Source organism: Micromonospora okii (genome assembly GCF_020884795.1).
GTDB classification, from domain to species: domain Bacteria; phylum Actinomycetota; class Actinomycetes; order Mycobacteriales; family Micromonosporaceae; genus Micromonospora; species Micromonospora okii.
This window is the reverse complement of sequence record NZ_BBZF01000013.1, coordinates 714,646-736,657: the sequence shown is the minus strand read 5'-3', so window position 1 is coordinate 736,657 and position 22,012 is coordinate 714,646. Positions and strand designations below refer to the sequence as shown.

The window sequence follows — 22,012 nt, the reverse complement described above, 5'->3', positions numbered from 1 at the left end:
AGCACCTTGACCAGCCGGAGGAGAGCAGACCGGCGGAGTTGGTCGTATCCGCCCGGGATCCGCTCAGCCTGGGTGACGCTGGCTACCTCGCTACATCCATCAGAAAGGCGGTCATGGTAGCCCGCCAAACGCACCGGCCGTACTGGCTGAAGCGGGCCTGTCCGTCCTGGTGCGTGGCGACGCATGAGGACGGCGACCATCCCGAAGATCGCATCCACTGGCCAGACGACTCGCCGCCTGTGTTGTTGTCGTTGCACACCTCGGTGAGTGCTGCCGGCGAGTCGTGCAGCGATCAGGCGTACCGGCCGCAGCAGCTGGAGGTCGACCTGGAGCAGCACGCCGACGCGGTCGAGCCGGTGGTGAAGTTCGTGATCGAGGGTGCGACGGCAGTGTTGCGTCTCACGCTGGACGAGGCTGAGCAGGTGGGGGCCGCGGTCGGACGGGTTGTAGCCATGGCGTGCGATACCGACAGCCAGCTGATCGAGACAGAATTTGCCGGTCCAGCGCCGAGGTCAGACCGGCCGCGCCCCGACCAGACCGTGGTCGATCTGGTGGTCCGCGACGAGGGCCTGACGGCCGAGCAGAAGATTAGTGTGCTCTGCGGCGTGGTCGCCGAGCGACTTACTCAGCAGGGCCTGAGCGTCGCTGAGCAGGCTGTGCGGTTGAACTGCACCGAGGAGCAGGCGCTGGACGCGGTGGTGGACTTCGCGATGTGGTCGCACGCCGGCTACCTGCTTCCACCCGCCAAGCCGGACGAGCCGCAGTGCCCAGTGTGGTGCGGTGGGAAGTGCCTTACCGAAGACGGCGTCCGCCTGCACGACCGGCACGTGGCCACCGTGTACGGCCAGCACCACGAATGTGCCAACGACATCAAGGTGGCGACGGTCGACCTTCAGGCGTTCAACTCCCCCGACGGGTACGACGAGCCGCCCTCGGTGACGCTGGCCATCGACAACCCGGAACAGCGCCCCACCGACATGACCAAGCTCGACGGGATGAGCCACGACACGGTCCGGAACCTGGCCGCATCGTTGCTGTCGGGCTTCTGGGACCGCACGACGATCCGGCTCACGCCTCAGAAGGCGGCGAACCTCGGCGCGTCACTGATCGCCGCATCCCGCGCCGCGTGCGACAAAGCGCCAGTCAAAGCCTGATCCCGGCGAGGATGTGAAGCTGCCCGCTGCGCCAGTGACTGGTTGAACGCTGCGGTCCGTCGCCAGCCACTCCCCGGCTTGGCGAAGCGCGGCCCTCACGTCCGCCCCTGATCGGGTTGGTCGGGCGCATGCATGGGTGCTCCGTGGGTGCTCGGACGTCGGGGGACCAGGGATGGGCAGGCTGGAGGGCTCCGGATTTTTGACTTGATTCATAAAGGGTGCTCTGATTGATGTTCATCGTGCTTATCCTGTACCAGCGATAACGTGTTCGGATTGTGTCGGACGCGGCCGGACTGGGCTGGCATAAACACTTTATGCATTGACGCCTCTCACTACGGATCAGAAGGTTAGGGGTTCGAGTCCCTTCGGGCGCACAAGATCGTAAGGGGCCTGACCTGTGGAAACGCGGGTTGGGCCCCTTCGCTTTTCCGTCCCTTGTGGTTGGTTGGGTGCTCGGTGGGTGCTCGTGCGACGAGCATCCCTTACGTCCGGCCCTGCCCGGTGCGCGGTTGCCGTTTCCAGCTGGGTTTTGATCATGGTGGGGTCTACCGTTGCCGGTGCCTACATTCTGGGGCGCGAATCTGCTCCGGGTTCGTTGTTGAGCCTGGTGGCAGGTCGCTGGCATCACCCCGGTCCGGCGGCGGTAAAGATGTCAGCCTCACGCGGGTACCCCGCTGCCACTGCGCAGTTGGACCGACTTCGCCAAGCGATCAGCGAAGAATGTCAGGTTGCCCGCAGGCAGAAGGGGTGTCCGGCGGGGCTGGCGTAGATGCGGTTGGTTTGGTGGGCGGCGAGGTCGGCGTCGTCGACGGGTTGCAGCCGGCGTGCGCCGGCTGTGGTCGCCGTCCGGTCGCTCGCATCGAGGTCGTCGGTGGTCAGGTCGACGTGCATCTGCTGGGTGCCGCTGCTCGGCCAGGCCGGCGGAACATGGTCAGGTGCCCGCTGGATCACGACCGCGGGCAGTCCGTCGGCGCGCAGGAAGTGGTGATGCTCGGCCTTCATGAGCGAGCCGCCGAGCAGAGCGTGCCAAAAGCCGCTCTCGGCGTCCAGGTCGGCTGCGTCGATGATGATGGCGGCAAGGTTGACGGCCATGTCAGGCCACCGCCGGGATGATGCCGCCATCGACGCGGAACTGGGCCCCGGTGAGCCACTTCGCCCGCCGGGAGGCGAGGAAGGCGATCATCTCGGCGACGTCCTCGGGATCGCCGGGCCGACCCATCGGCAGATTCAGATGGTCGACGATCTGCTGCTTGATGTCGTCGAGGCCGGTGCCTTGAGCTTCGGCCATGCGGGTCAGGTGCTCGGTGGCGCCTTCGGTGAGGATGAAACCGGGCAGGACGCACACCACGCGCACCCCGTGCCGGCCGACCTCCGTGGCGAGTTCACGGCTGTAGGTGTTGAGGGCTGCCTTCGCCGCCGCATAGGAGGCCTCTGTGCGTTGCGGCAAGCGGCTGGCGATCGAAGAGACGTGTACGACCACGCCGGACCCCCGCTCAACCATGCCCGGCACCAGCGCGCGGTCGAGCCGCACGGCGCTGAGCAGGTTCATTTCCAGGTCGGCGTACCACGACGCGTCGGAGCGTTGCAGTGTCGGCGCGTGAGCGCTCGCGGCGGCCGCATTGTTGACCAGTACGTCCACACCGCCAACACGGTCGATGACCCGCCTGCCGAGTTCGGCGACGCCTTCCTCGGTGGCGAGATCGGCGGGAAGGTGAACAGCCGGCAGATCGGGTGGGGGCGTACCCCGGGAAGCCGTCAGGACCTGCGCGCCGGCCGCGGCGAAGCGGCGGACCGTCGCCTCGCCCAGGCCGCGGCTGCCGCCTGTGACCAGTACACGGAGGCCGCCAAGGCCGTCATCGGAGATCGTCATGGAGCACCTCGGGAGGTAAGATGAATCGGACTCCGGAAAGTTAACACAAGCGGAGTCCGATTCACCTTATGGAGATGATGTTGTCAACGTCACGGCCGCTGCGCGCCGACGCCCGTCGTAACCGTGAGGCCCTGCTGACCACGGCGCGGCAGATATTCCTCAGCGGCGAGGCTGACACCGGGGTGGAGGAGATCGCGCGGAAGGCCGGTGTCTCGGTCGGCACGCTCTACCGGCACTTCGACACACGGGAAGCCCTCATCGAGGCGGTCTACCGCCAAGAGGTCGACGGGCTGTGCGCCGCCACGGCCGAGCTTCTCGACGAGCACGCCCCGGACGATGCCCTGCGCCGCTTCCTGCTGTTGCTGGTCGACCACGCTGCCATCGGGAAAGGCATGGCCGAAGCGCTGGAGAGCATCATGATGACCGACTCGCCGGTCTTCGACGACGCCCGCACGCGGATGGCGCAGTCTCTCGACCAACTGCTCGCCGCAGGCGTAGCGGCGACCACCGTCCGCAGCGATGTCACCGGGCGTATCCTGCTGCGCGCGATGGGTGGCATCTGCGAGATGCGCGCCACCGACGGCTGGCAACAGGAGGCTCAGCAGATCACCGCGATCCTGTTCGACGGCCTCCGTGTCGCAGGGCACTAATGATCACCCGCGTGCCATGATCTTCGGGTCAAATTGCGGTAGCGCCTAGGCTGTCATCTACCGTGAGTTCGCCGCCGGCTGCGCAGGGAGGTCGCGGAGCTGCGGCGGGCGAACGAGATCCTGAGGCCGTGAGCGCGTATTTCGCGGCGGAGCTCGACCCGACCCGGCGACGGTCATGAGGTTCATCCACGAACACCGTGGCCAGTTCGCGGTCGCGCTCCTACTACGGGTCCTCAACATCGGTGCCTCGACCTACTACGCGTGGGTGGAGCAGGCCGAGCAGCCCTGCGACCGCGACGTGGTCGATCTGGGTTTGACCTCCAACATCTACGAGATCTGGGAGACGTCGGGGCGCACCTACGGCGCGGACCGGGTCCACCGGTAGCTACGCCGTGACGGCATCCGCGTGGCCGTAAGCGGGTCGAGCGGCTGATGGCGCAGCAGGGCTGGCAGGGTGCGTTCCTGCGTCGAGGCTGGCGCGGCGGCTCCACGCGTCAGGATCCCCGGCACGCGCCGGCGCCGGATCTGGTCAACCGGCAGTTCACCGCCGACGGGCCGAACCGGCTCTGGGTCGCCGACGCCACCCGCATTCCCTGCGGCGAGGGCGTGTTCTGGCTCGCCGCGGTCCGTGATGCGTTCTCCCGCCGAATCGTCGGGTGGAAGACCTCCGACCGCTGCGACACCGACCTGATCCTCGCCGCCCTCGAATACGGCATCTGGTCCCGCGACGTCCGCGACGGCCAGTTGATCCACCACTCGGACAGGGGGTCGAACGGCAATACACCTCCTGGACCTTCACCCATCGGGTCCACGACGCCGGGCTCGCGCCGTCGATGGGCTCGATCGGCGACTGCTATGACAACGGCATGATGGAGTCGTTCTGGGGCCGCATGCAGACCGAACTCCTTGATCGACAGCGGTGGCGCACCCGCATCGAGTTGGCCAACGCGATCTTCGAGTACCTCGAGATTTTCCACAACCGGCAACGCCGCCACAGCTCACTGGGCATGCTCAGCCCAATCGAGTATGAGAGAGCCCGACCGATGTCCCTGTCCGTGGCATGAAACCAACCACGACGACTCCGTGAAACCCGGGGAACATCAACCGCTCCATCAAAGCGGGGAAACTCAGGGCCTCCGACACCAGGTCCTCGACTTCCTCGTGGTGGCCGCGTCGGAGCAGCTCCGCGACCGACCGAGCACGTGATCGGCCGGCTCGACCGTGACCCCGCCCGGCGGCTCGGCCTGCAGATTGCCCTCACGCGCCCCGGCGGCGTGCTGATGTGCCCGGGGGACTGTCGAGTCCACCGACACGCCCCAGACGATGCGTTCCGCCGCATCAGCCAGCGCCGGTGAACGGCCAGGATCTTCGACCAGGTCCCGTCACGCTGCCAACGCCGGAACAGCGTACGCCGCAGCGCACGATCCGTAGCGCTCCGGGACGCCCCCGACCCATATCCCACCAATGAGCTGCCGTTTCGTCCATGTCGGCGGCCGCACCTCGTGCGCGCCAGCCTGCGCCATACGAACCGCAAGGACTGGCAGAAGATCACTCCCGCGTTGCGGGAGATCTGCACCGCCTCCACCGTCTCCGCCGCGGAGGCCCGGTTCGAGGCGTTCGCCGCCGAGTTCGGTGACCAGTACGGTCTCAGCGGAGAGCCGCCGTGGCCTGAGCAACCAGCCAGCGTTCCGATTGCTCGTAGGTCCAGCCGTTGTCGTCGAGCAGGGTGAAGTAGCCGGAGTATCCGAAGTAGAACCAGAGAACGTCGGTCGCCTCCGCGAGGGACATTCCCTCCCGGAGGCCGCCGATGTCGCGGAGTCGGACGGCGACGGCTTCGATGGCATCCCGGTAGCGTTTCGTGGCCACCCGCAGGCTGTCGGCGACCTCGGCGTGGTGTGGCGCGGTCGTCAGCATCATCCGCATGATGTCGCCGTATGTCTCGCGCATGGACCGGGTCGCGGCTGCCGTGTCTCGCAGGATCTCGTCCGGGTCGGTGAGGGTCTCCTGCCGGGAGAGGGTCTGCGCCACGATCGGCGCTTGACTCCACAGGTCGACCAGCGTCCGGATCAGCCCCTGCTTGCCGCCGGTCACCGCGTACACCGTGGCCGGCGCGACGCGGGCCTGCACGGCGATGTCCTCGATCTTCGTCGCGAAGTAGCCCTTCTCAGCGAAGAGCAGGCGCGCCGCCTCGATGATCGCGGCGCGGGTGGCCGCAGCGTACTCGGCCCGGCGGCTTCTCGGCGGTTCGGTCATGGTGACGTGAGCATAGCCTCCACCACTCACTAGAGTTGGACTCTGATGAAGAGGTGGATACTCTGGCGATATGGATGAAATGTTAACGGCCGGAGCGGAATACGAGGCAGTTCGGACGATCTGGAACGGCGCGGTGTCCCGCCGTCCGCTCGCCGTTCTTCGATGCACCGACACGGCTGATGTTCAGTCCGGGGTGCGGGCCGCCCGGGAGAAGGGTCTCCCGCTGTCGGTTCGCGGTGGCGGGCACGACTGGGCCGGTCGCGCGCTGGCCGACGGCGGGCTGACGCTCGATCTGAGCCCGATGCGGCAGGTGAGCGTCGACCCGGCCACCGCGATCGCCACCGTGGCGGGCGGTGCCACCTCGGCCGACGTGGCCACGGCGGCGCAGCGGGCCGGCCTGGTCGCGGTGACCGGGACGGCCGGTTCGGTCGGCATGGCCGGCCTGACGCTCGGCGGTGGGTACGGGCCGCTGAGCGGCCGCTTCGGCCTCGCCGCCGACAACCTGCTCTCGGCCGAGGTGGTGCTCGCCGACGGCACGCTGCTCACCGCCGACGAGGAGCACGATCCCGAGTTGCTCTGGGCGTTGCGCGGTGGCGGCGGCAACTTCGGCGTCGTCACCACGATGCGAATCCAGCTGCACGCGGTGCCGGCGATCCTGGCCGGAATGATCATGTTCCGGTTCGACGTTCTGCCGCAACTGGAGGAGTCGCTGCTGCGCGGGCCGGACGAGCTGACCGTGCAGGCCGGCTTCATCACCGCCCCCACCGGGGAGCCGGCGCTCTTCGTCGCACCCACCTGGTGTGGCGATCCGGCGGCCGGGGCGCAGGTGCTGCAGCAGCTCACCGAGCTCGGCGAACCGCTGATGGCGCAGGTCGGCCCGGCCACCATGACCGACCAGCTCGCACAGATCGACGCGATGTTCCCCGCCGGCCGCCACGTGAAGATCGGGACGCGCACGGTGACCGGGCTCGACCGTACGGTCCAGGAGACTTTGCTCGACGCCGCGCGCGCCAAGACCTCGCCGCTGTCGGCGATCTCGCTGCACAGCCTGCACGGCGCAGCCGCCCGCGTCCCCGCCGGCGCGACCGCGTTCCGCAACCGGACGCCGCACCTGATGGTCGAGACCATCGCGGTCTGGGAGCCGGGAGACCCGAACGAAGATCGACACCGGGCCTGGGTGCGGGGAACCGACCAGCTGCCGGGCGGCTACCCCAACCTGCTCGGGCCCGAGGAGACCGAGCGCACCGCCGCCGCCTTCGGGCCGAATGCCGAGCGCCTGCTGGCCGCCAAGAAGCGGTACGACCCGGACCTCGTGTTCCACGCCCCGGGAAGGCTGTGACGGGCGACATTCGTGGGCAGGAATTGCAGCCCGGAACGGTTGTACGGGAGCTGTGAAGACCATGCCGTCGCAGCATGGTCTTCACAGGGCCGGGGCGCCACGACGCCGAAGGACTGCCGTCGGATGGAGGTAACGCAGTGGGCTGGAGCACCCGGGAGATCGCTGAACTTGCTGGCACCACGCTGCGAGCGGTGCGCCACTACCACGACATCGGTCTGCTGGCGGAACCACACCGGCGGACCAATGGCTACAAGCAGTACGGGGTGGACCACCTTGTCCGGATCCTGCGCATCAGGCGCCTGACGGACCTGGGGTTCTCGCTGTCCCAGATCGCGACGATGGATGACACCGACCCCCATCCGGTGGAGGCGCTGCGCGCCCTCGACGCCGAACTCGCGGCCACCGTCGAACGGCTGCAACGCGCCCGCCTCGAACTCGGCGTCATCCTGCGGCGGCCCACACCGGCGGAACTACCACCCAACTTCGCCGCAGCCGACGCCGTGGCGGAAATGCCGCAGGCCGACCGTTCGTTCATCGTCGTGCTGACCCGGGTGCTCGGCGCCGAGACCATGCGTGCCTGGGCGGACATGCTCCGCAAGCCCGTCACCGACCCGGTCGCCGAGCAGTTCAACACGCTTGCCCCCGACGCCGACGAGCAGACCCGCGCCGCAGTGGCCCGGGACCTGGCCCCCTACGTACGCGCCCTGAACGCGGAGCACCCCGGAGCGAAGATCACGAACGCCGGCACCCGGTACAGCGCGCGCTACGTCCAGCAGGCCGTCAGCAAGGCCCTGGCAGAGCTCTACAACCCCGCACAGTTGGACGTCCTCCGGCGCCTCAACCGCCTGCTGTCCGACCCGCAGGTCTGATGGACGAGGGCCGCCGCCCCGCGAGGCCGTGAGCACACTCGATGGATGGAAAGCATGACCACCACCTGGATCAATACCCCGATCACCGCGGACCTCCTGCGCGGCGCGCTCGACGTGCAGCACACCGCGCGAGGTGTGCTGCCGCACCGGCTGCCCGCCTGGGCCCGCGCCCAGAACACCGACGGGCAGCTCGCCATGGTGGAGTCTCAGCCCGCCGGCGTACGGCTGGCCCTCCGCACCCGCGCCACCGCGGTCGAGTTGGACACGCTGCCCACCCGATTCACCTACACCGGCCTGCCGTCCCGCCCCGACGGCGTGTACGACCTGCTCGTCGACGGTCACCTGACCGACCAGGCCAGCGTCACCGGTGGTGACGCGGTGACCACCGACATGGCAAGCGGGACCACGCAGCGCCGGTCCGGTCCATCCGGCACCCTCCGCTTCACCGGCCTGCCCGACCGGATGAAAGAGCTCGAGATCTGGCTACCGCACCACGAGACCACCGAGCTCGTCGCCCTGCGCACCGACGCCCCGGTGGCGCCCGTGACCGACCGGGGTCGCCGGGTGTGGCTGCACCACGGCAGTTCCATCAGTCAGGGCTCGAACGCCACCGGCCCCACCGCCACCTGGCCGGTCGTCGCCGCGTCCCTGGGCGGCGTCGATTTGGTCAACCTCGGCTTCGGCGGCAGTGCATTGCTCGACCCGTTCACGGCCCGCACCATGCGGGACACTCCGGCCGAGCTGATCAGCGTGAAGATCGGCATCAACCTGGTCAACACCGATGTGATGCGGTTGCGCGCCTTCGGTCCGGCCGTGCACGGCTTCCTCGACACCATCCGGGACGGTCATCCCCGCACGCCGCTGCTGGTCGTCTCACCGATCTACTGTCCCATCCACGAGGACACCCCCGGCCCCGGCACGTTCGACCTCGCCGCCCTCGCCACCGGGCAGATGCGTTTCCGGGCCACCGGCGACCCGGCCGAGAGGGCGGGCGGGAAGCTCACGCTCCGCGTCATCCGCGAGGAGCTGGCCCGGATCACCGCCCAGCGGGCGGCCGACGACCCGAACCTGCACCACCTCGACGGCCTCGACCTCTACGGCGAGGCCGACTCGGCCGAGTTGCCGCTGCCCGACCAGTTGCACCCGGACACCGCCACCCACCGGCGCATCGCCGAACGCTTCGCCAAGCGGGTGTTCAGCGCCGACGGTCCCTTCGCGGGGCCCAGCTCCTGACCGGAGCTGGGCAACCGGTGAGGGCGGTCAGCACTCGAAGACGGCGTCGATCAGGTCCTGCAGTCGAGGGCGCTCGGCCGAATCGGTGATGTTTCCAGTCTCTCGCCGATCAACCGGGCCCATTCGATCTTATGTCCGGGGTCGGTCATGCCCTTGTGCTCCGTGACGAAGGTCTGTGCGTCGTCCCACTGGCCTGCGCTGATCGCGTCGAGGGTCTTGAGGACGCCCGTGGTGAATCGGATCTCACCGAGCGTCGCCGGGTCGACGACGCCCTTGCCGGTCGCCTCGACCAGGGAGACCAAGCCCCCGGTGGAACTGCCCTTCCTGGTCTCCTCGACCGGCTGCCCGGACGCCTCCAGTCTCCGCAACTCCCCCATGAGCACACTCGGACGACCCTCCCTGGCCGCCTCCACGAAGCGGGGCACGACATCGCTTACGGGCCCGAACTCCAGCAGCGGCTTGACGAGGTGCGCCATGGCGCTGTCCGGCATCCGAGCCGCCATCTCATCGGCAGCTCGCAGGTTCTCCGCAGTGCGGTACTCCGCCGGCTCGCTCGCAATCCTGCGGTGCTGTTCCCGCACGCCGGTGCTGGCCCACACGAGCGAGCCGAAGGACTCCGACACCCGATTGAACTGCGGGGCCGCACCGCTCGCCGCGACCGCCCAATCCAGCAGACCCGCGGTGATCTCCGGGGACTGGATGATCGCGTCGGTACGGCTGCGGGTCGTCGCCTTCCAGGCGGTTCCCAGACCGGCGGGGACCTCGTTGAGCAGGGTGGCGCGGTAGGTGTCCAGCACCGAGAGCACGTCGAGCGACGGCCGACCCGGCGTGAACACCAGAGGCCGGACCCCGGCCTGCGCGAACTGCTCCAGCCGCTCGTGGATGACCGAACGGTCGAGCTTACCCAGCACAGCACCGCGCTTCGCCTCGTGGAAGTAGACCCACAGGTCCGGCCGCTCCCCCGCCGCGTCGACGAGCGCCTTCGGCACCCGGGCCGTCGTCGCGGCGTTGGTCACCAGGTTCGGCGCGTCCTCGGCGGGCCGGTGGAGATGCCGATCCAGCGCTGTCCGCAGCCACTCCGGCTCGGGTGCCGGGCCCGGACCGGCGGGCGACGACGTGACGGCCTCGGGGACCTTGGACGAGCTTGGGCCGGGCTTCCCGCTGATCCGGTCGAGAAGGCGCGGCAGCTCGTCGTAGAACCACTCGCGCACAGCCGGGTTGAGCCGTTGCCGAGGAGCGTCCGCAGTGTCGTACCTGGCCGCGTACGCCTCGGCGAACCACTCCACGGGGTCGGCGAACTGGTAGTTGGAGAGGCCGTGGCGGGTTCGCTCGGACTCCAGGTAGCTGACCCAGCTGCCGGCGAGGCCCACGTGGTACATGCGGTTGCCGAGGCGCAGGACGTCACCGCCGGCGTCCGGCAGGGTCCAGGGTTCCGCCAGGCCGTACCTGACGAAATCGTCGATCCGTCGGCGGGCTGCCGGGGGCAGGCCCGGGAACCGCTCGTGCAGGTTGTCGAGGAAGGACACCTGGCGGGTGCGGGCTGCGCGCCACAGCCAGCTGTCGAGATACTCGCGCAGATCTGCGGCGTACGGGGCCTGCGGGACACCGGCGGACTCCATCAGCTCACGCGAGAGGTCCGGAACCGCGTTGGTGGCGTAGCTCGTCCGGGAACCGAGGACGCCGTTCGTCAGGACCCGGTAGCTGAACCATCCGGCGTACGTCTCGTAGCCGTACCTGCGACCGTTCAGGGTGGCCAGCTCCGGTGTCAGCGCCTACCTGATGAACTCGGCGAGCTCGTGCGCCCGCGCCGGGCCGAGGAACGGGAACCAGGTGCTGAGCGCGGTCATCCGGCGTTCGAGGCCGAGCGACCAGTCCAGATCGCTGGCCAGATCCTGGTGCGGGGGCTGGTAGTGCGGGAGGTCCAGCATGCTGGTGAGCGTGGCGACCAGGTCATCGTGGCCGTCGGCGGTGGTGCCGACGTCCAGCTGCGACAGCATCGCCGTGGCGACGGCCCGCAGACCAGCGGTGTTGCCGGAAATCCGCCAGCCGCCGAACCGCTCCTCGCCGGAGAACCGCTCCAGCCACCCGATGCGGGCGTCCACCGCGTGCCCGGTTTCGTGTCGGACCGTCCACTCCACCAGGTTGCCGTGGGCCAGCACCGACCCGTACATGGTGCCGGGTTACTGGTTTCATGTCACCCTCGAGGGCTTGTCCGCAGCAGGTGACAACCGCGAAGCTGTCTGGTTCGACGTCGCGTCGGGAGGTGACCGGCCGCGGGTGGCGGCCGGTCACCTCGGATCGGATCAGTGGGTGGTCTCGGCAACCGACGTGAGGGCCGCGAGCCAGGCGGTGAGGGAGGACGCCAGCGCGCTACGCATCCCGTCCGGGTCGGCGATCACGGGAGGTCCGTCCCAGGACTCGGCGGTGTGCACGCGCACGCCGTCGGCGACCGCGTCGAAGGTCCAGACATGGATGCCGTCGATGCCCTGCCCGCTTCCACCCCAGGCGATGCGCCGCATGGGATGGAGGTCGCCGATCACGGAGGTGAGGGACAGGCCGTGGGTACGCCAAGTGACGGTGCTGCCCGCGCTGATCGGGCCGGCGAGGTGGGCCTCCTCGATGTCGTGCTGCCAGGTCGGCCACCGGTCGATGTCGGTCTGCAGTCGCCACACGGTCTCCAGTGACGCGGCGGCGATCATGGATACCTCGACGACGACAGGCGCCTCTCGGTCGATGTCCATGAAGGTCTCCTTCAGTTCTGTAGAGACAGGGCCACGACGGCCAGTGCGATTGGCAGGAGCAACCAGGGCTCGGCGAGGACGAGCAGTGCGGTGACGGCCAGAGCCGCGTACAGCAGCGCCTTGGCCACCTTGCGGCGGCTGCGGCGGGCGGCCTTTTTCGCGGCCTGCTGGGTGTCGGCGAGCGGCGGGGCCGGCGGGGCCTGGGTCGGGGGGGCCGTCTCGGCGACGGGGTCGATGCCCACGGCGGGCGTCTTCTCGTTCTCCACGGCGTTACTCCAAGAGAGTGGTTGATCATTCACAGTGTTGAGTGGTCAGCTGGTCTGCTCGTCCGGGATCCATGAGCCGTGGATGCCGGCGGTGACCCGGCGAGGCAGGCGGATCGTGGCGATCGGCGCGCGGCGCAGATCGCTGGCGTCGAGCACGAGCAGGCTCGAGGCGTCCCGGCCCAGGTCGCTGGTGACGGTGAGCAGGTAGCCGTCGTCCTCGCGGGTCGCGTCCGCGGCAGGGACGAAGACCGCCTCGCTGGGCAGCACGCCGGCACCGACGTCGAGGATCTGCCGGCTGCCGTCGATCCGGTCGTACTTGACGACGCCGTGGCTGCCGCCGCTCCCACCGCCGGGAAAGGCGATGGCGTACTGGTAGCGGTGCTCGCGGCCGAGCAGGTCGTCGTTGATGGTGGGGAACTCGACGTTGAGGTCGTCGCAGAGGCCCTCGGTGACAATGCCGGTCACCGGGTCGACGACCCACCGGCGGGTCAGCGACCTGGTGACGGGCTCGTCGTGGCGAGGGCCCCCGGTGCCCGCCCACCAGTTCCACGACAGCTCCCACCCCGCGCGGTCGAGAGTGGGGCCTTCGACCACGATGCGCCCCTGTGCGTCCTCGTAGGCGTTGGCGACGTGCAGCGCCTGGCCGGGCGCGATGTCGTACCAGCGGATGCGCGCGGCTCCGCCGGCACCGCGGGGCAGAACACCCAGGCGGGGCGCGATGTCGTCGCTCCACGCGTACGGGATGCCGGACGTCTCGGTGTGATCGAACGTCACCGACATCTCCAGGAACACCACGTGGTTCTCGGTGATCGCGAAGTCGTGCTTGAGCGCGGCGGTCGCACCCGGCACCTGCTCGCTGAGCATCAGCTCTCCGTCGGCGGAGGCCACGTGGTAGGTCAGGAGCGGCGGCATCGGCGAGGACCCGAAGAAGTGCAGCTCGCCGGTGGCCGGGTCCTGCTTGGGGTGGGCGGTCATCGCTGTGGTCAGCTTGCCGGAGAAGTCGAAGGCGCCGACGGTGTCCAGCTCGCGGGTCAGCGCGAATGGATGGTTCGCCTCGCAGAGCGCCAGCAGCCGCCCGGCGTGCTCGACGACGTGAGTGCCGGCGGTGCTGGCCGAGTAGTCCGGACCAGACCCGGTCATGTACGGCGCGCCATCCAGCGCCGGGGTGCGCACCCAGCGATTGCGGTACCACTCGGCGTGCCCGGCCCGCAGACGGATGCCGTGGACCATGCCGCTGCCCTTCCACCAGTGTGTCGGGGTGACGCCGGGCTTGGGGTTGTGGCTGTTGCGGACCAGCTGACCGGAGAGCTCCGGCGGCAGCGTGCCCTCCACCGTCAGGTCGAAGGCGGTGACCTCGTCGACGACGGGTGTGTAGTGACCGGCCAGGTACGGCTTGGTGGGGTTCATGAGGGGCTCCTTCTGCGGTCAGTGCCGGCCGCGGCCGGCAGGAACGGTGAACAGTGCCGTGAGCGCCGCGAGCGCGGCGATCACGAATCCGGTGCGAAACGCCCATCGGAAGCCCTCGGCCAAGACGTCGATACCGCCCTGGCCACTTTGAGCGGCGGCGGTGCCTGCCGCTGCGGTCAGCAGGGCCAGCCCCAGGCCGCCGCCGACTTGACGGGTGGTGTTGATCAGGCCACTGGCCAGCCCGGACTCGGCCGGGTCAACGCCGGTGAGGCCCAACGTGGTCAGCAGCACGAACGCCAGGCCCAGGCCGGCGCCGATCAGCACCATGGGGCCGAGCAGTTCGGTGACGAAGGACGCGTCCGAGGGCACCGCGCCCAGCCAGGCCATTCCGGCGGCGAGCACGGCCAGCGCGCCGACCAGGCTCCACCGTCGGCCCAGCCGGGCAGTCACCCGTGGCGCCAGCCAGGAGGCCGCCACGGTGGCTCCGGCCAGCGGCAACTGCGACAGTCCGGTCGCCAGCGGGCCGTAGCCCAGGACCTGCTGCTGCAGCAACGGCAGGTAGAAGAACAACCCGATCCAGACGGCGCCGAGCAGGAACATCAGCGCGTTGGCCGAGCCGACCGAACCGCTGCGCAGGATGCCCAGCCGCACCAACGGATCGGCGGTGCGCCGCTGCCAGGCGACGAACACGGCCAGCAGCACCACTCCACCGGCCAGCGCGGCCACCGTCACGGGCTTGCCCCAGCCGGCTCTCGGGCCGGTCGACAGCGCGTAGACCAGCGCGGTCACGCCTACCGTGACCGTCAGCGCCCCTGCGACATCCAACCGACCACGCTCGACCGGCACGTCGCTGCGCACCAACAGGGGGGTCGCGACGACGGCGACGACGGCGAGCACCGCGGTCAGGAAAAAGATCGAACGCCAACCCCACGCCTGCGTCAGCACCCCGCTGAACAGCACCCCGGCGGCGCCACCCAGACCCGACACCGCCCCGACGATCCCGAGCGCCCGCTGCCGCTGTGCCGCGAACATCACCACGGTGATCGCCAGCGCCGTCGGCGCCAGCAGTGCCGCCCCGGTCCCCTGAGCCACCCGCGCGGCCAGCAGCACGGGCTCGCTCCACGCGACGGCCGCTGCCAGTGAGCCGACCCCCAGGATCGCGCCCCCCGCCAGCAGCACCCGACGCCGTCCGAGCAGATCGCCCAGCCGCCCTCCCAACAGCATCAGCCCGCCGAACGGCAACAGGTAGGCGTTGATCACCCAGGACAGACCCGACGTGGACATGTGCCACTGGGCGGCGATGGCGTCCAGCGCCACGTTGACGATCGAGGTGTTGAGCACCACCAGGAACTGCACGAAGGCCAGCAGCGCCAAGGCGGGAACTCCCGTCCCTTGCGCTGTCGCGGCCGGCGGCCTGAGGTCTGTCTTCATGAATCCCTCCGAAGAAGATTGGTCGAACACTCACCCAATAAAGGAGTGGCTGACCACTCACTGACCCCGATCCGGCCGAGGCCGCTATCGCTCCTCGGGCATCCGTGATCGTCAGTGCCGCAGGCCCAGGGCCAGGGTGCTGGCCCAGGGCGTGTCGAGGTCCTCCGCACCCATCGTCACCACCAGGTTGCACAACGCACCCCTGGCGAAGAACTCCTGCACCTGCTCCGCACCGCCGCCCGACACGCTCCGCACGTACTCGACCAGACGCGCGTAGCCATCGCGAACCGCGCGACGCACCTCCGGAACCGACACCGCGGCGCACTGCGCGTGCATCTGCACCAGCAGCAGGTCCTGGTCGCGGATCAACATCGCGTAGGCGTCCGCCATGGTCGACAACACGACCTCGGGCGACGTGCCCCGGGTGGATGCCGCGCCTTTGCTGATACTGTCGCGGATGCGCTCGAACGACCGCTCGACCACCGCCGCGAACAGCGACTCCTTGTCGGGGAACAGGCGATAGAGGTAGGCCTGCGAGATGCCCGCCCGCTTGGCGACGTCGACCGTCGTGGTGCCGAAGTAACCACGACTGGCGAACGCGCCGATGGCCGTGGAGAGGACCTCCTCCCGGCGCTCCTCTGCGGTGGAGAGCGTGCGTACGCGGATCGACATGTGAGTAGTCAACCACACCCTCGGGGTGGCAGGCAAACCCACCACCGCCCGTCCGCCGCCGACCGGGGCGGCGGCCGAGTCTCAGCCAAGAGCCGCAGCGGCCTGAACGGCCCGCCAGCACTCCGATTGCTCGTACGCAGCCCCGCGCAGCTGGACGTCCTGCGCCGACCGGACAACCGCTCTCCCGAATCGCCCGGTCGAGCGTCCATGGCCGCACGAGCGAACCTCAGCGGGCGCCCGGCATGTCGTCGTGCTGCTGACCGTGGTCCCAGGCGAAACGTTGCTCGATCCGGGTGTACAGGAGGCCCATGCAGCCGCTGAGGGTGGCGATGATGATCGCCGCCGGGCCACGCCCGGCGGTGGCGATGCCCGCCACGACGAGCATCGACACCATGAACGCGACGATGCCGAGCACGGCGAAGACCCTATCCTGCAGGTTCGCCCAGCGTCGCTTCGTGCGGCTTGCTGAACGGTCGACGGTGCGGGACTCGATGAACAGGGCGATCAACAGGACGGGAACCACCTGCATCGCACCTTCGTAGAGGGCCACGTTCACGCCTTCCCGGCTCGTTCGGGGCGGTGCCGGACGAGGACCTTGGTGCTGCGGCGGAACGCCCACACGACGACCAGCGCGGCCAGCACGGTGAGCGGGGTGCCCATGACGATCCGGGCGATGCCCAGTCCGGTGGAGCTGTCCTCCAGGTAGAGAAACTGCTGGATCGCGAAGCGCGACCCGAGCACCAACGCCGCGAAGAGGGTCGCGACATCGTGCGCCAGGCGCACGGCGGAGTTGCGCCGCCACGGGTGGGTTCCCCCGTGCATGAGGTTCCAGACGACACCGGTCAGCGGCCGACGAACCAGCACCGATGCGAGCGTGAGGACGAATCCGGCCAGCGACGCCCAGATCCCGATCACGAAGAAGTCCCGCGCGGAGCCGGTCCACGCGACGATCCCGGTGGCCAGCGCCACCCCCAGCAGGCTGCCGACGGCGGAGAAGAAGCGCTCCCCGCGCGCCAGCCGGAAGATGAACAGCGCCAGGCCGGTGGCGACGGCGACGCCGATGGCCGCCGGCAGCGGAAGTAACGCGTTCGCCGTCACGAAGACGATCACCGGAACGGTGGAATAGACGAACCCGGCGATGCCGCCCATCTGGTCCAGGATGGTGGGCTTGGCGGGCGGGGCCGCGTCGCGGCGATCGGAACCGTGCCGAAGCTTCGGTTCCGTCACGGGATCCCTCTCGTCGATACTCATTTGATCAATCAGTGGGTATGCCCCTGCGGCACACTCAAGCCAGCAGGGCAGGAGTGTGGCCGACCTCACGAAGCTCCGCGCTGACCTGCACGAGACAGCCGGTTCGCCTCATCCGGTCCGTGCGTCCCGGTCGAGGATGGCGCTGGCGCGCTGCAAGACGTCGAGCTGCGCCGGGTTGTGGCAAGACGATCGATCGGAGGAAGGCCATCCAGTTGGGTGGCCGGTGGCGCGTCATGCGCTGCTCGGCCCGTGGATGTTCCTGCCGGCTTCGGTCGACGTCGGGGGCGAGCCGTTCGGCCGGCTCCTGCCGGGTCTGCTCGCGTCCTCGGATTAGCGCATCGAGCTCTTTCTCGGCACTGGAGGGGACCGCACAGGTCTTGAGCGTGGTCCCAGCGATCTCCGCCAGCTCACGCGTGCTGCTGCTGTGCCGAGATGGGTGAGGCAAGTTCGACGACGAGCGAGAATTGTACGGGTTTGCGACTGGTGTAGAGGTCGATGGTGTGTTCGAACGCCCCCAGCGGGCGCAGGACCGGGGATGTCTGGAAGTTGGGCACACTGTCCTCCGGGCCGGTGTGCGCGATGGGTCAACGTGCGGTGCGGGATGGGTCGATGTGCGGTGCGCGATGGGTCGATGTACGCGATGGGCCGGCCCGGCAGGGCTCGGACTGCCCGGCCCCGGCGGGGTCGCTCAGGACGGCGACGGCGGCCATCCGGAGGGTTTCTGCCTCGAACTTGAGGCGCAGGGCGTCGGCGGGGAGCACCCGCTCGGTGAAGAGGCCGTTGAGGACGGTCGCCAGGAACCGGGCGCGTGGCGCGACGTCGTCCGCCGGGAGCGCGCCTTCGTCGGCAAGGGCGGTCAGCCATCGCTCGATGCGGTGGAGGCCCGCCCGCTCGATCGATCGGTATGTGGCGACCTCGTCATCCGTCGGGGCAACCGCGATGTACGTCCCGTGGATCCCGCGCCACTGCTCCCGCGCCCGTTCGCCGGTGCCGATTTGTGCGAGCACCTGCCGCAGGCACTCGACGAGGCGCTCCGCCGGCGTTCGTGCGGTGTCGCCGATGGGATCGCCGGGGACGTCGACGTCGTAGATGCCGGCGACGACGGCGTCGACGAGCGCGCGTTGGGTGGGGAAGAAGTGCCGAAGCGAACCCGTGCTGACGCCGGCCCGCGCGGCGACCCCTCGGACGCTTAGCCGAGCGGTCGGGTTCTCCCCGAGCATGGTCGCGGCGGCGATCAGGATCCGGTCGCGGGTGTCTCGTTTCGTCGGCCGCTCGGGCATCGGTACCTCCTCACCACCTCACTTCTAGCACAGTGTGCTAACTTTGGGAAAACTAGCACAGCGCGGGCGCGGCGTACGGACGACTACGAGGCTTGCGTCGCGGCGCACTATCTGGCCAGGCAGCAGGACGACCCCGAGGAGATCCTGCGGTGGAACCAGGAGGCTCTGCGGCACGCCGACGCCGTCGGCGATGACAGGGTTGCCGCCTTCTACCCCTCGCTGCACGTGGGTGTGGCGATGGCCAACGAGCGGCTGGGCAACACGGCCGCCGCGCACGCCGCCTTCGAGCAGGCGGCCGAGCATGTAGACGTCTTGCCGGCAGGTGCATACGGTGAGCAACTGCGCGCGGCCATCACCCAGGGTCTTCGCAGATTGAGCTGACTCTGGGCCTTTCCCGGCTTGCGCGCCAGCGGGCGCTTCACCGATTGCGGGAGGTGGAAAGACAACCGCCGACCACAAATCTTGACGCGGCCGAGGTCGTCCACTGTGGCTCGGCTTGTCGGCGTGATCTTCGCCGGTGATCCTTGTAGGCCGGGGTGATGAGGTATTCCGATGGAGGTGGGTTGTCGCACGAGGGCGGGCCAAGCGGCAGGCGGTGGGGGTGGTTCGCTGCGGTCATGAAGCCCGCGTTCACCCCCCGTCCTCCGGAGCCATCGCGGTCAGCAACGCACCCTTACCGGGCATGGGCCTCCAGGAAGAGCTGACCTCAAGCCGGTAGAAGGTCTTGTCGCCGTTCTGCGCGACACCGAGCTTCTCGTAGAAGCGCTGCGCCGGGGTGTTGTCCCGATCGGTGATCCACTCGATTCGGCTACAGGAGTTCGTGGTCGCCACCTCGACGAGGCGGTCCATGAGAAGTTTTCCGACGGCGCGTCTCCTGGCAGTCTCCGCCACGTACAGCTCCTTCAGGTAGAGCGAGCGGGTCAGGCCGGCGGCTGGCCACAGGAAGGAGTACGTCGCTAGCCCGACGAGTGCCTGCGCGTCCCAGGCGAGCACGGCATGGGCCAGGGGCGGGTCGCCGAAGAGGGCCTCGTTGATCTGACGGATCCGCACGTCACGGGGCTCGATTTCGGTCTCGCCGTAGAACGTGTCCAGCTCTTCAAGGAGCGCGGCGATGGCATCGACATGGCCGGGTTCGGCGGCTACGACTGGAGTCACAGCGGCGTCCTTCCTGTTGGTCTCGACTTGAGAGTTCGGACGCCTTGGGTCGCTACTGCTGTACGAAGGTCGTCGCGGCGGCCACGCCGTCGGCGACCGCGTGGGAGAGCGGGAGCTGATAGGCGAGCCGTGCGGCGACAGTGCCGAGGAACGTGTCGCCCGCTCCGCTGGTGTTGGTCACGTTGACGTGTGGTGCGGGGATGAGCGCGGTGTCGTGGGCATCGCTGTATGCGGCGCCGCGCGGGCCGGCGGTCACCACGACTGCTCTGGGGCCCAGTGTGCGCAGTTCCCGTGCGGCGGCTATCGGGTCGTCGTGGTGGCGGCCGAGGATCGCCGCCGCCTCGGCTTCGTTCGCGACGAACAGGTCGAGTGGGCCCAGCGCGGCCGAGCCAAGCGTGGGATGCGGTACGAGGTTGCCGATGAGCGTCTGCGCGCGATGGTGCCGGACGACGGCGTCGACGGCGTCGGGTTGGAGATCGAGTTGAGTCACCACGACTGCGGCGGGCAGCCCCGCGAGCTTGCCGCGCACCTGCTCACCGGTCAGTTCGGTTTCCGGGGCCCGCGCGAGGATGATGCGGTTTTCTCCGTCAGGGTCGACCTCGATGAGCGCGATTCCGGTCAACGCCGACGGCACGAGGTGGAAGCGGGACACGTCGACGGCCGCGTCGATGAGGGTCTGGTACAGGAAGGTGCCCCAGTAATCGTCGCCGGCGTTGGCGATCAAGGTGGCGTGCGCGCCCGCCCGGCTGGCGGCTAGGGCCTGGTTGAGGCTCTTGCCGCCAGCGGTGGTCGTCGCCGGCGACGAGGCGAACGTGGTGCGGCCAGGAACAGGCGGTCCGGGAATCCGCACCGTGATGTCGATGTTGGAGCGGCCCACGACGGCGACACGAGGTCGCCCCGGCACCTGCGCCGGGTCGGACGAGGGGTTCATCCGGTCGTAGCCAGTTGGTCAAGCAGATGCCGCACATCCTGCTGGCTTCGGAAAGGTTTGAGCTGCCGGGCCAGCGCGTCGACGTCTCGGCGGACCCGCGCCGAGCCCGTGGTGGTCGCCACCGCCAACGCTTCCGCAGCCACTACCGCGGCGTGGCCGGGCTCCGAGGCCGCGAGGTGCGCGTGCGCGGTGCGGGAGAGGTAGAGGCCCCGCTCGCGCCGGTAACGCTCGGGCCACTCGTTGACGGCCGCTGTGAAACTGACGATGGCCTTGGTGGGCTGCTGGAGACGCAGCCATCCCTCACCTTCCTGAGCCGCCAGGTAGGGGCGGGTGCAGAACGAGCCGAGACAGTCATCGTCGCTGGTCGGTGATGCGTCCGTGACGAGTGAGTGCGCGCGCTCGATCGCAGTCTGGAAGCCGTCGGCATCTTCCCGGGCAGCGCTGCCATGTGCCTGCTGGACCGCGGCGAAGGCACGCACGAGCGCAGGCGTGTCAGGCAGGCGGAGCGCCGCCTGCGCCAGAGCGGCGACACGATCCTCATCGCCGGTGCGGACCATCCGCTGCGCCTTGCGGGCCAGAACATACGCCCAGAACTCCTGATCGTCGGCCTCCTGCGCCAGGCCTCCCGCGCGGTCCAGCCACCGCTCGCCGACGGCCCGATCGCCTAGATCATCGGCGAGCCAGCCCGCGAACTCGCTCCACCGCGCCTGGGTGCTGACCAGCCTGTCCCGAAGATGCCCGCGCGCCTGCCGACGCAGAGCGGCGATCAACGTGATCTGCTGCTCGACCGTCGACAGGACGGTGAGGCCGCCGAGCCGGTCGTCGGCTCGCACGAGGAACGCGCGAAGCTGCGCGAAGTAGTCCACGACGGCAGGATCGACAGCCGACGAGCGAGGCACATCCACGGCGGTGACAGTTGGCAGCGTCACCAGCCCGGCGGTGAGTTCCAGGAGAGCCCTTCGACTCACCCGCAATGACACCATCCGCCCATCGGACACTGCCGCAACGCTGACGACGTCCTCATCGTTGACGCCCTCACCACCATCAGCCACCACCACGTCGGCGAGCCGCACGGCCGCAGTCAGACCATCCGGGGTGCCAGCTCCATCCACGGCGCCGACGTCGCCCGGCCGCCTCCCCAATGCGACACGCGGAACACCACGAGCACCAGACGCAGGCACACGGTCCTCGACCTCACCCCACCGGGCATGTTGCGCCGCGTCAGCTCTCTCTTGATCAAGCTGCTGCTTGAGGCAACGGTAGTCGTCATAGCCGGCCAGCAACTCTCCACCAGCCCCCAGCACCGACTCACAGCGCTGCCAGAAGACCCGGTCCGGGCACTGCCGCCCCGTCTCCACGCCCGCGATCGTGGTCCGGGAAACCGGCACCCGCCGCGCCAAGGCCAACTGGGTCAACCCTCGCGCGTTACGCCACCCCGCGAGCCTCACGCCCAGCGCCCGTCTCGCATCGTCCACGCGCTGCGGATCAATCACCAAGCTTGCCCCTTCAC

Annotated in this window: 27 protein-coding genes and 1 pseudogene; 10 read left to right on the top strand and 18 right to left on the bottom strand. The window is 69.2% G+C overall.

Annotated features, from left to right (window positions below):
* Positions 1 to 1,154 (top strand): DUF6907 domain-containing protein (locus tag LPU43_RS06490; RefSeq protein WP_229399295.1); only part of this gene is annotated, 1,154 nt, incomplete at its 5' end.
* A 723-nt stretch (positions 1,155 to 1,877) separates the two neighbouring features.
* On the opposite strand, the gene LPU43_RS06485 is transcribed toward LPU43_RS06490, so the two are convergent.
* A complete protein-coding gene (locus LPU43_RS06485; RefSeq protein ID WP_229399294.1) occupies positions 1,878 to 2,246 on the bottom strand; it encodes a VOC family protein in 369 nt (122 codons plus the stop codon).
* 1 nt (position 2,247) lies between these two features.
* Positions 2,248 to 3,024, bottom strand: a complete 777-nt coding sequence (locus tag LPU43_RS06480; RefSeq protein WP_229399293.1) for an oxidoreductase — start codon at positions 3,022 to 3,024, stop codon at positions 2,248 to 2,250.
* A gap of 68 nt (positions 3,025 to 3,092) precedes the next feature.
* Between LPU43_RS06480 and LPU43_RS06475 the strand changes: the two genes are divergently transcribed.
* The 4 genes from LPU43_RS06475 (at position 3,093) to LPU43_RS06460 (ending at position 4,738) form a co-directional block, all read left to right on the top strand.
* On the top strand, positions 3,093 to 3,674 hold the full coding sequence (locus tag LPU43_RS06475) for a TetR/AcrR family transcriptional regulator (RefSeq protein ID WP_229399292.1): 582 nt from the start codon (positions 3,093 to 3,095) through the stop codon (positions 3,672 to 3,674).
* Between the two features lie 175 nt (positions 3,675 to 3,849).
* Positions 3,850 to 4,059, top strand: coding sequence for a hypothetical protein (locus LPU43_RS06470; RefSeq protein WP_229399291.1), 210 nt, complete (start codon positions 3,850 to 3,852; stop codon positions 4,057 to 4,059).
* 47 nt (positions 4,060 to 4,106) lie between these two features.
* Complete coding sequence (locus LPU43_RS06465; protein WP_229399290.1) at positions 4,107 to 4,544, top strand: DDE-type integrase/transposase/recombinase; 438 nt, start codon at positions 4,107 to 4,109, stop codon at positions 4,542 to 4,544.
* Complete coding sequence (locus LPU43_RS06460; protein ID WP_229399289.1) at positions 4,541 to 4,738, top strand: IS3 family transposase; 198 nt, start codon at positions 4,541 to 4,543, stop codon at positions 4,736 to 4,738. The genes LPU43_RS06465 and LPU43_RS06460 overlap by 4 nt, the downstream gene beginning before the upstream one ends.
* A gap of 120 nt (positions 4,739 to 4,858) precedes the next feature.
* Here the strand turns inward: LPU43_RS06460 and LPU43_RS06455 are convergent.
* Positions 4,859 to 5,197, bottom strand: a pseudogene (locus tag LPU43_RS06455) (IS5 family transposase); the annotation flags it as partial.
* On the opposite strand from LPU43_RS06455, the gene LPU43_RS06450 reads away from it, so the two are divergent.
* Complete coding sequence (locus LPU43_RS06450; RefSeq protein WP_229399288.1) at positions 5,177 to 5,404, top strand: hypothetical protein; 228 nt, start codon at positions 5,177 to 5,179, stop codon at positions 5,402 to 5,404. The pseudogene LPU43_RS06455 and the gene LPU43_RS06450 sit on opposite strands and share 21 nt — an antisense overlap.
* On the opposite strand, the gene LPU43_RS06445 is transcribed toward LPU43_RS06450, so the two are convergent.
* The gene (locus LPU43_RS06445; RefSeq protein ID WP_229399287.1) at positions 5,322 to 5,927 is read right to left on the bottom strand and encodes a TetR/AcrR family transcriptional regulator; all 606 of its coding nucleotides are present in this window, start codon (positions 5,925 to 5,927) and stop codon (positions 5,322 to 5,324) included. The genes LPU43_RS06450 and LPU43_RS06445 overlap by 83 nt on opposite strands.
* 133 nt (positions 5,928 to 6,060) lie before the next feature.
* On the opposite strand from LPU43_RS06445, the gene LPU43_RS06440 reads away from it, so the two are divergent.
* From LPU43_RS06440 to LPU43_RS06430, 3 genes are all read left to right on the top strand, one after another.
* On the top strand, positions 6,061 to 7,266 hold the full coding sequence (locus tag LPU43_RS06440; RefSeq protein ID WP_229399286.1) for an FAD-binding oxidoreductase: 1,206 nt from the start codon (positions 6,061 to 6,063) through the stop codon (positions 7,264 to 7,266).
* Between the two features lie 137 nt (positions 7,267 to 7,403).
* Positions 7,404 to 8,135, top strand: a complete 732-nt coding sequence (locus LPU43_RS06435; protein ID WP_229399285.1) for a helix-turn-helix domain-containing protein — start codon at positions 7,404 to 7,406, stop codon at positions 8,133 to 8,135.
* A 45-nt stretch (positions 8,136 to 8,180) separates the two neighbouring features.
* Positions 8,181 to 9,368: an SGNH/GDSL hydrolase family protein gene (locus tag LPU43_RS06430; protein ID WP_229399284.1), complete on the top strand. Its 1,188-nt coding sequence runs from the start codon at positions 8,181 to 8,183 to the stop codon at positions 9,366 to 9,368.
* 50 nt (positions 9,369 to 9,418) lie between these two features.
* Here the strand turns inward: LPU43_RS06430 and LPU43_RS06425 are convergent, their stop codons facing one another.
* From LPU43_RS06425 to LPU43_RS06375, 11 genes are all read right to left on the bottom strand, one after another.
* Positions 9,419 to 10,987 (bottom strand): hypothetical protein, encoded by a 1,569-nt coding sequence (locus tag LPU43_RS06425; protein WP_229399283.1) that lies wholly within the window; start codon positions 10,985 to 10,987, stop codon positions 9,419 to 9,421.
* A 153-nt stretch (positions 10,988 to 11,140) separates the two neighbouring features.
* A complete protein-coding gene (locus LPU43_RS06420; RefSeq protein ID WP_229399282.1) occupies positions 11,141 to 11,539 on the bottom strand; it encodes a hypothetical protein in 399 nt (132 codons plus the stop codon).
* Between the two features lie 132 nt (positions 11,540 to 11,671).
* Positions 11,672 to 12,109, bottom strand: coding sequence for an SRPBCC family protein (locus tag LPU43_RS06415; RefSeq protein WP_229399281.1), 438 nt, complete (start codon positions 12,107 to 12,109; stop codon positions 11,672 to 11,674).
* Positions 12,110 to 12,120: 11 nt separating this feature from the next.
* Positions 12,121 to 12,375 (bottom strand): hypothetical protein, encoded by a 255-nt coding sequence (locus LPU43_RS06410; protein ID WP_229399280.1) that lies wholly within the window; start codon positions 12,373 to 12,375, stop codon positions 12,121 to 12,123.
* Between the two features lie 45 nt (positions 12,376 to 12,420).
* Positions 12,421 to 13,782, bottom strand: coding sequence for a carotenoid oxygenase family protein (locus LPU43_RS06405; protein WP_229399279.1), 1,362 nt, complete (start codon positions 13,780 to 13,782; stop codon positions 12,421 to 12,423).
* A gap of 18 nt (positions 13,783 to 13,800) precedes the next feature.
* Positions 13,801 to 15,156 (bottom strand): MFS transporter, encoded by a 1,356-nt coding sequence (locus LPU43_RS06400; RefSeq protein WP_229399278.1) that lies wholly within the window; start codon positions 15,154 to 15,156, stop codon positions 13,801 to 13,803.
* A gap of 168 nt (positions 15,157 to 15,324) precedes the next feature.
* Complete coding sequence (locus tag LPU43_RS06395) at positions 15,325 to 15,885, bottom strand: TetR/AcrR family transcriptional regulator (RefSeq protein WP_229399277.1); 561 nt, start codon at positions 15,883 to 15,885, stop codon at positions 15,325 to 15,327.
* Positions 15,886 to 16,111: 226 nt separating this feature from the next.
* The gene (locus LPU43_RS06390; RefSeq protein WP_229399276.1) at positions 16,112 to 16,435 is read right to left on the bottom strand and encodes a hypothetical protein; all 324 of its coding nucleotides are present in this window, start codon (positions 16,433 to 16,435) and stop codon (positions 16,112 to 16,114) included.
* 2 nt (positions 16,436 to 16,437) lie between these two features.
* Positions 16,438 to 17,112 (bottom strand): DUF3159 domain-containing protein, encoded by a 675-nt coding sequence (locus LPU43_RS06385; protein ID WP_229399275.1) that lies wholly within the window; start codon positions 17,110 to 17,112, stop codon positions 16,438 to 16,440.
* A 431-nt stretch (positions 17,113 to 17,543) separates the two neighbouring features.
* Positions 17,544 to 17,690, bottom strand: a complete 147-nt coding sequence (locus tag LPU43_RS06380; protein ID WP_229399274.1) for a hypothetical protein — start codon at positions 17,688 to 17,690, stop codon at positions 17,544 to 17,546.
* Between the two features lie 30 nt (positions 17,691 to 17,720).
* Positions 17,721 to 18,416, bottom strand: a complete 696-nt coding sequence (locus LPU43_RS06375) for a TetR/AcrR family transcriptional regulator (protein ID WP_229399273.1) — start codon at positions 18,414 to 18,416, stop codon at positions 17,721 to 17,723.
* Between the two features lie 237 nt (positions 18,417 to 18,653).
* Here LPU43_RS06375 and LPU43_RS06370 point away from each other — a divergent pair, with 237 nt between their 5' ends.
* A complete protein-coding gene (locus LPU43_RS06370; RefSeq protein WP_229399272.1) occupies positions 18,654 to 18,797 on the top strand; it encodes a hypothetical protein in 144 nt (47 codons plus the stop codon).
* Positions 18,798 to 19,046: 249 nt separating this feature from the next.
* Here the strand turns inward: LPU43_RS06370 and LPU43_RS06365 are convergent, their stop codons facing one another.
* The 3 genes from LPU43_RS06365 to LPU43_RS06355 are packed head-to-tail and all read right to left on the bottom strand — an operon-like array spanning position 19,047 to position 21,995.
* Entirely contained in the window at positions 19,047 to 19,571 is a 525-nt protein-coding gene (locus LPU43_RS06365) for a GNAT family N-acetyltransferase (RefSeq protein WP_229399271.1), read from the bottom strand.
* A gap of 52 nt (positions 19,572 to 19,623) precedes the next feature.
* Positions 19,624 to 20,448 (bottom strand): PfkB family carbohydrate kinase, encoded by an 825-nt coding sequence (locus LPU43_RS06360; RefSeq protein ID WP_229399270.1) that lies wholly within the window; start codon positions 20,446 to 20,448, stop codon positions 19,624 to 19,626.
* A 50-nt stretch (positions 20,449 to 20,498) separates the two neighbouring features.
* Positions 20,499 to 21,995, bottom strand: a complete 1,497-nt coding sequence (locus LPU43_RS06355; protein WP_229399269.1) for a helix-turn-helix transcriptional regulator — start codon at positions 21,993 to 21,995, stop codon at positions 20,499 to 20,501.
* Between the last annotated feature and the right edge of the window lie 17 nt (positions 21,996 to 22,012).

What these genes read in the sequence shown, in the direction of transcription:
- LPU43_RS06485 (WP_229399294.1), bottom strand. Translation starts at nt 2,246, where the DNA reads ATGGCCGTCAACCTTGCCGCCATCATCATCGACGCAGCCGACCTGGAC.
- LPU43_RS06460 (WP_229399289.1), top strand. Translation starts at nt 4,541, where the DNA reads ATGATGGAGTCGTTCTGGGGCCGCATGCAGACCGAACTCCTTGATCGA.
- LPU43_RS06445 (WP_229399287.1), bottom strand. Translation starts at nt 5,927, where the DNA reads ATGACCGAACCGCCGAGAAGCCGCCGGGCCGAGTACGCTGCGGCCACC.
- LPU43_RS06395 (WP_229399277.1), bottom strand. Translation starts at nt 15,885, where the DNA reads ATGTCGATCCGCGTACGCACGCTCTCCACCGCAGAGGAGCGCCGGGAG.
- LPU43_RS06375 (WP_229399273.1), bottom strand. Translation starts at nt 18,416, where the DNA reads ATGCCCGAGCGGCCGACGAAACGAGACACCCGCGACCGGATCCTGATC.
- LPU43_RS06370 (WP_229399272.1), top strand. Translation starts at nt 18,654, where the DNA reads ATGGCCAACGAGCGGCTGGGCAACACGGCCGCCGCGCACGCCGCCTTC.
- LPU43_RS06480 (WP_229399293.1), bottom strand. Translation starts at nt 3,024, where the DNA reads ATGACGATCTCCGATGACGGCCTTGGCGGCCTCCGTGTACTGGTCACA.
- LPU43_RS06465 (WP_229399290.1), top strand. Translation starts at nt 4,107, where the DNA reads ATGGCGCAGCAGGGCTGGCAGGGTGCGTTCCTGCGTCGAGGCTGGCGC.
- LPU43_RS06405 (WP_229399279.1), bottom strand. Translation starts at nt 13,782, where the DNA reads ATGAACCCCACCAAGCCGTACCTGGCCGGTCACTACACACCCGTCGTC.
- LPU43_RS06475 (WP_229399292.1), top strand. Translation starts at nt 3,093, where the DNA reads ATGGAGATGATGTTGTCAACGTCACGGCCGCTGCGCGCCGACGCCCGT.
- LPU43_RS06420 (WP_229399282.1), bottom strand. Translation starts at nt 11,539, where the DNA reads ATGTACGGGTCGGTGCTGGCCCACGGCAACCTGGTGGAGTGGACGGTC.
- LPU43_RS06430 (WP_229399284.1), top strand. Translation starts at nt 8,181, where the DNA reads ATGGAAAGCATGACCACCACCTGGATCAATACCCCGATCACCGCGGAC.
- LPU43_RS06425 (WP_229399283.1), bottom strand. Translation starts at nt 10,987, where the DNA reads ATGGAGTCCGCCGGTGTCCCGCAGGCCCCGTACGCCGCAGATCTGCGC.
- LPU43_RS06415 (WP_229399281.1), bottom strand. Translation starts at nt 12,109, where the DNA reads ATGGACATCGACCGAGAGGCGCCTGTCGTCGTCGAGGTATCCATGATC.
- LPU43_RS06470 (WP_229399291.1), top strand. Translation starts at nt 3,850, where the DNA reads ATGAGGTTCATCCACGAACACCGTGGCCAGTTCGCGGTCGCGCTCCTA.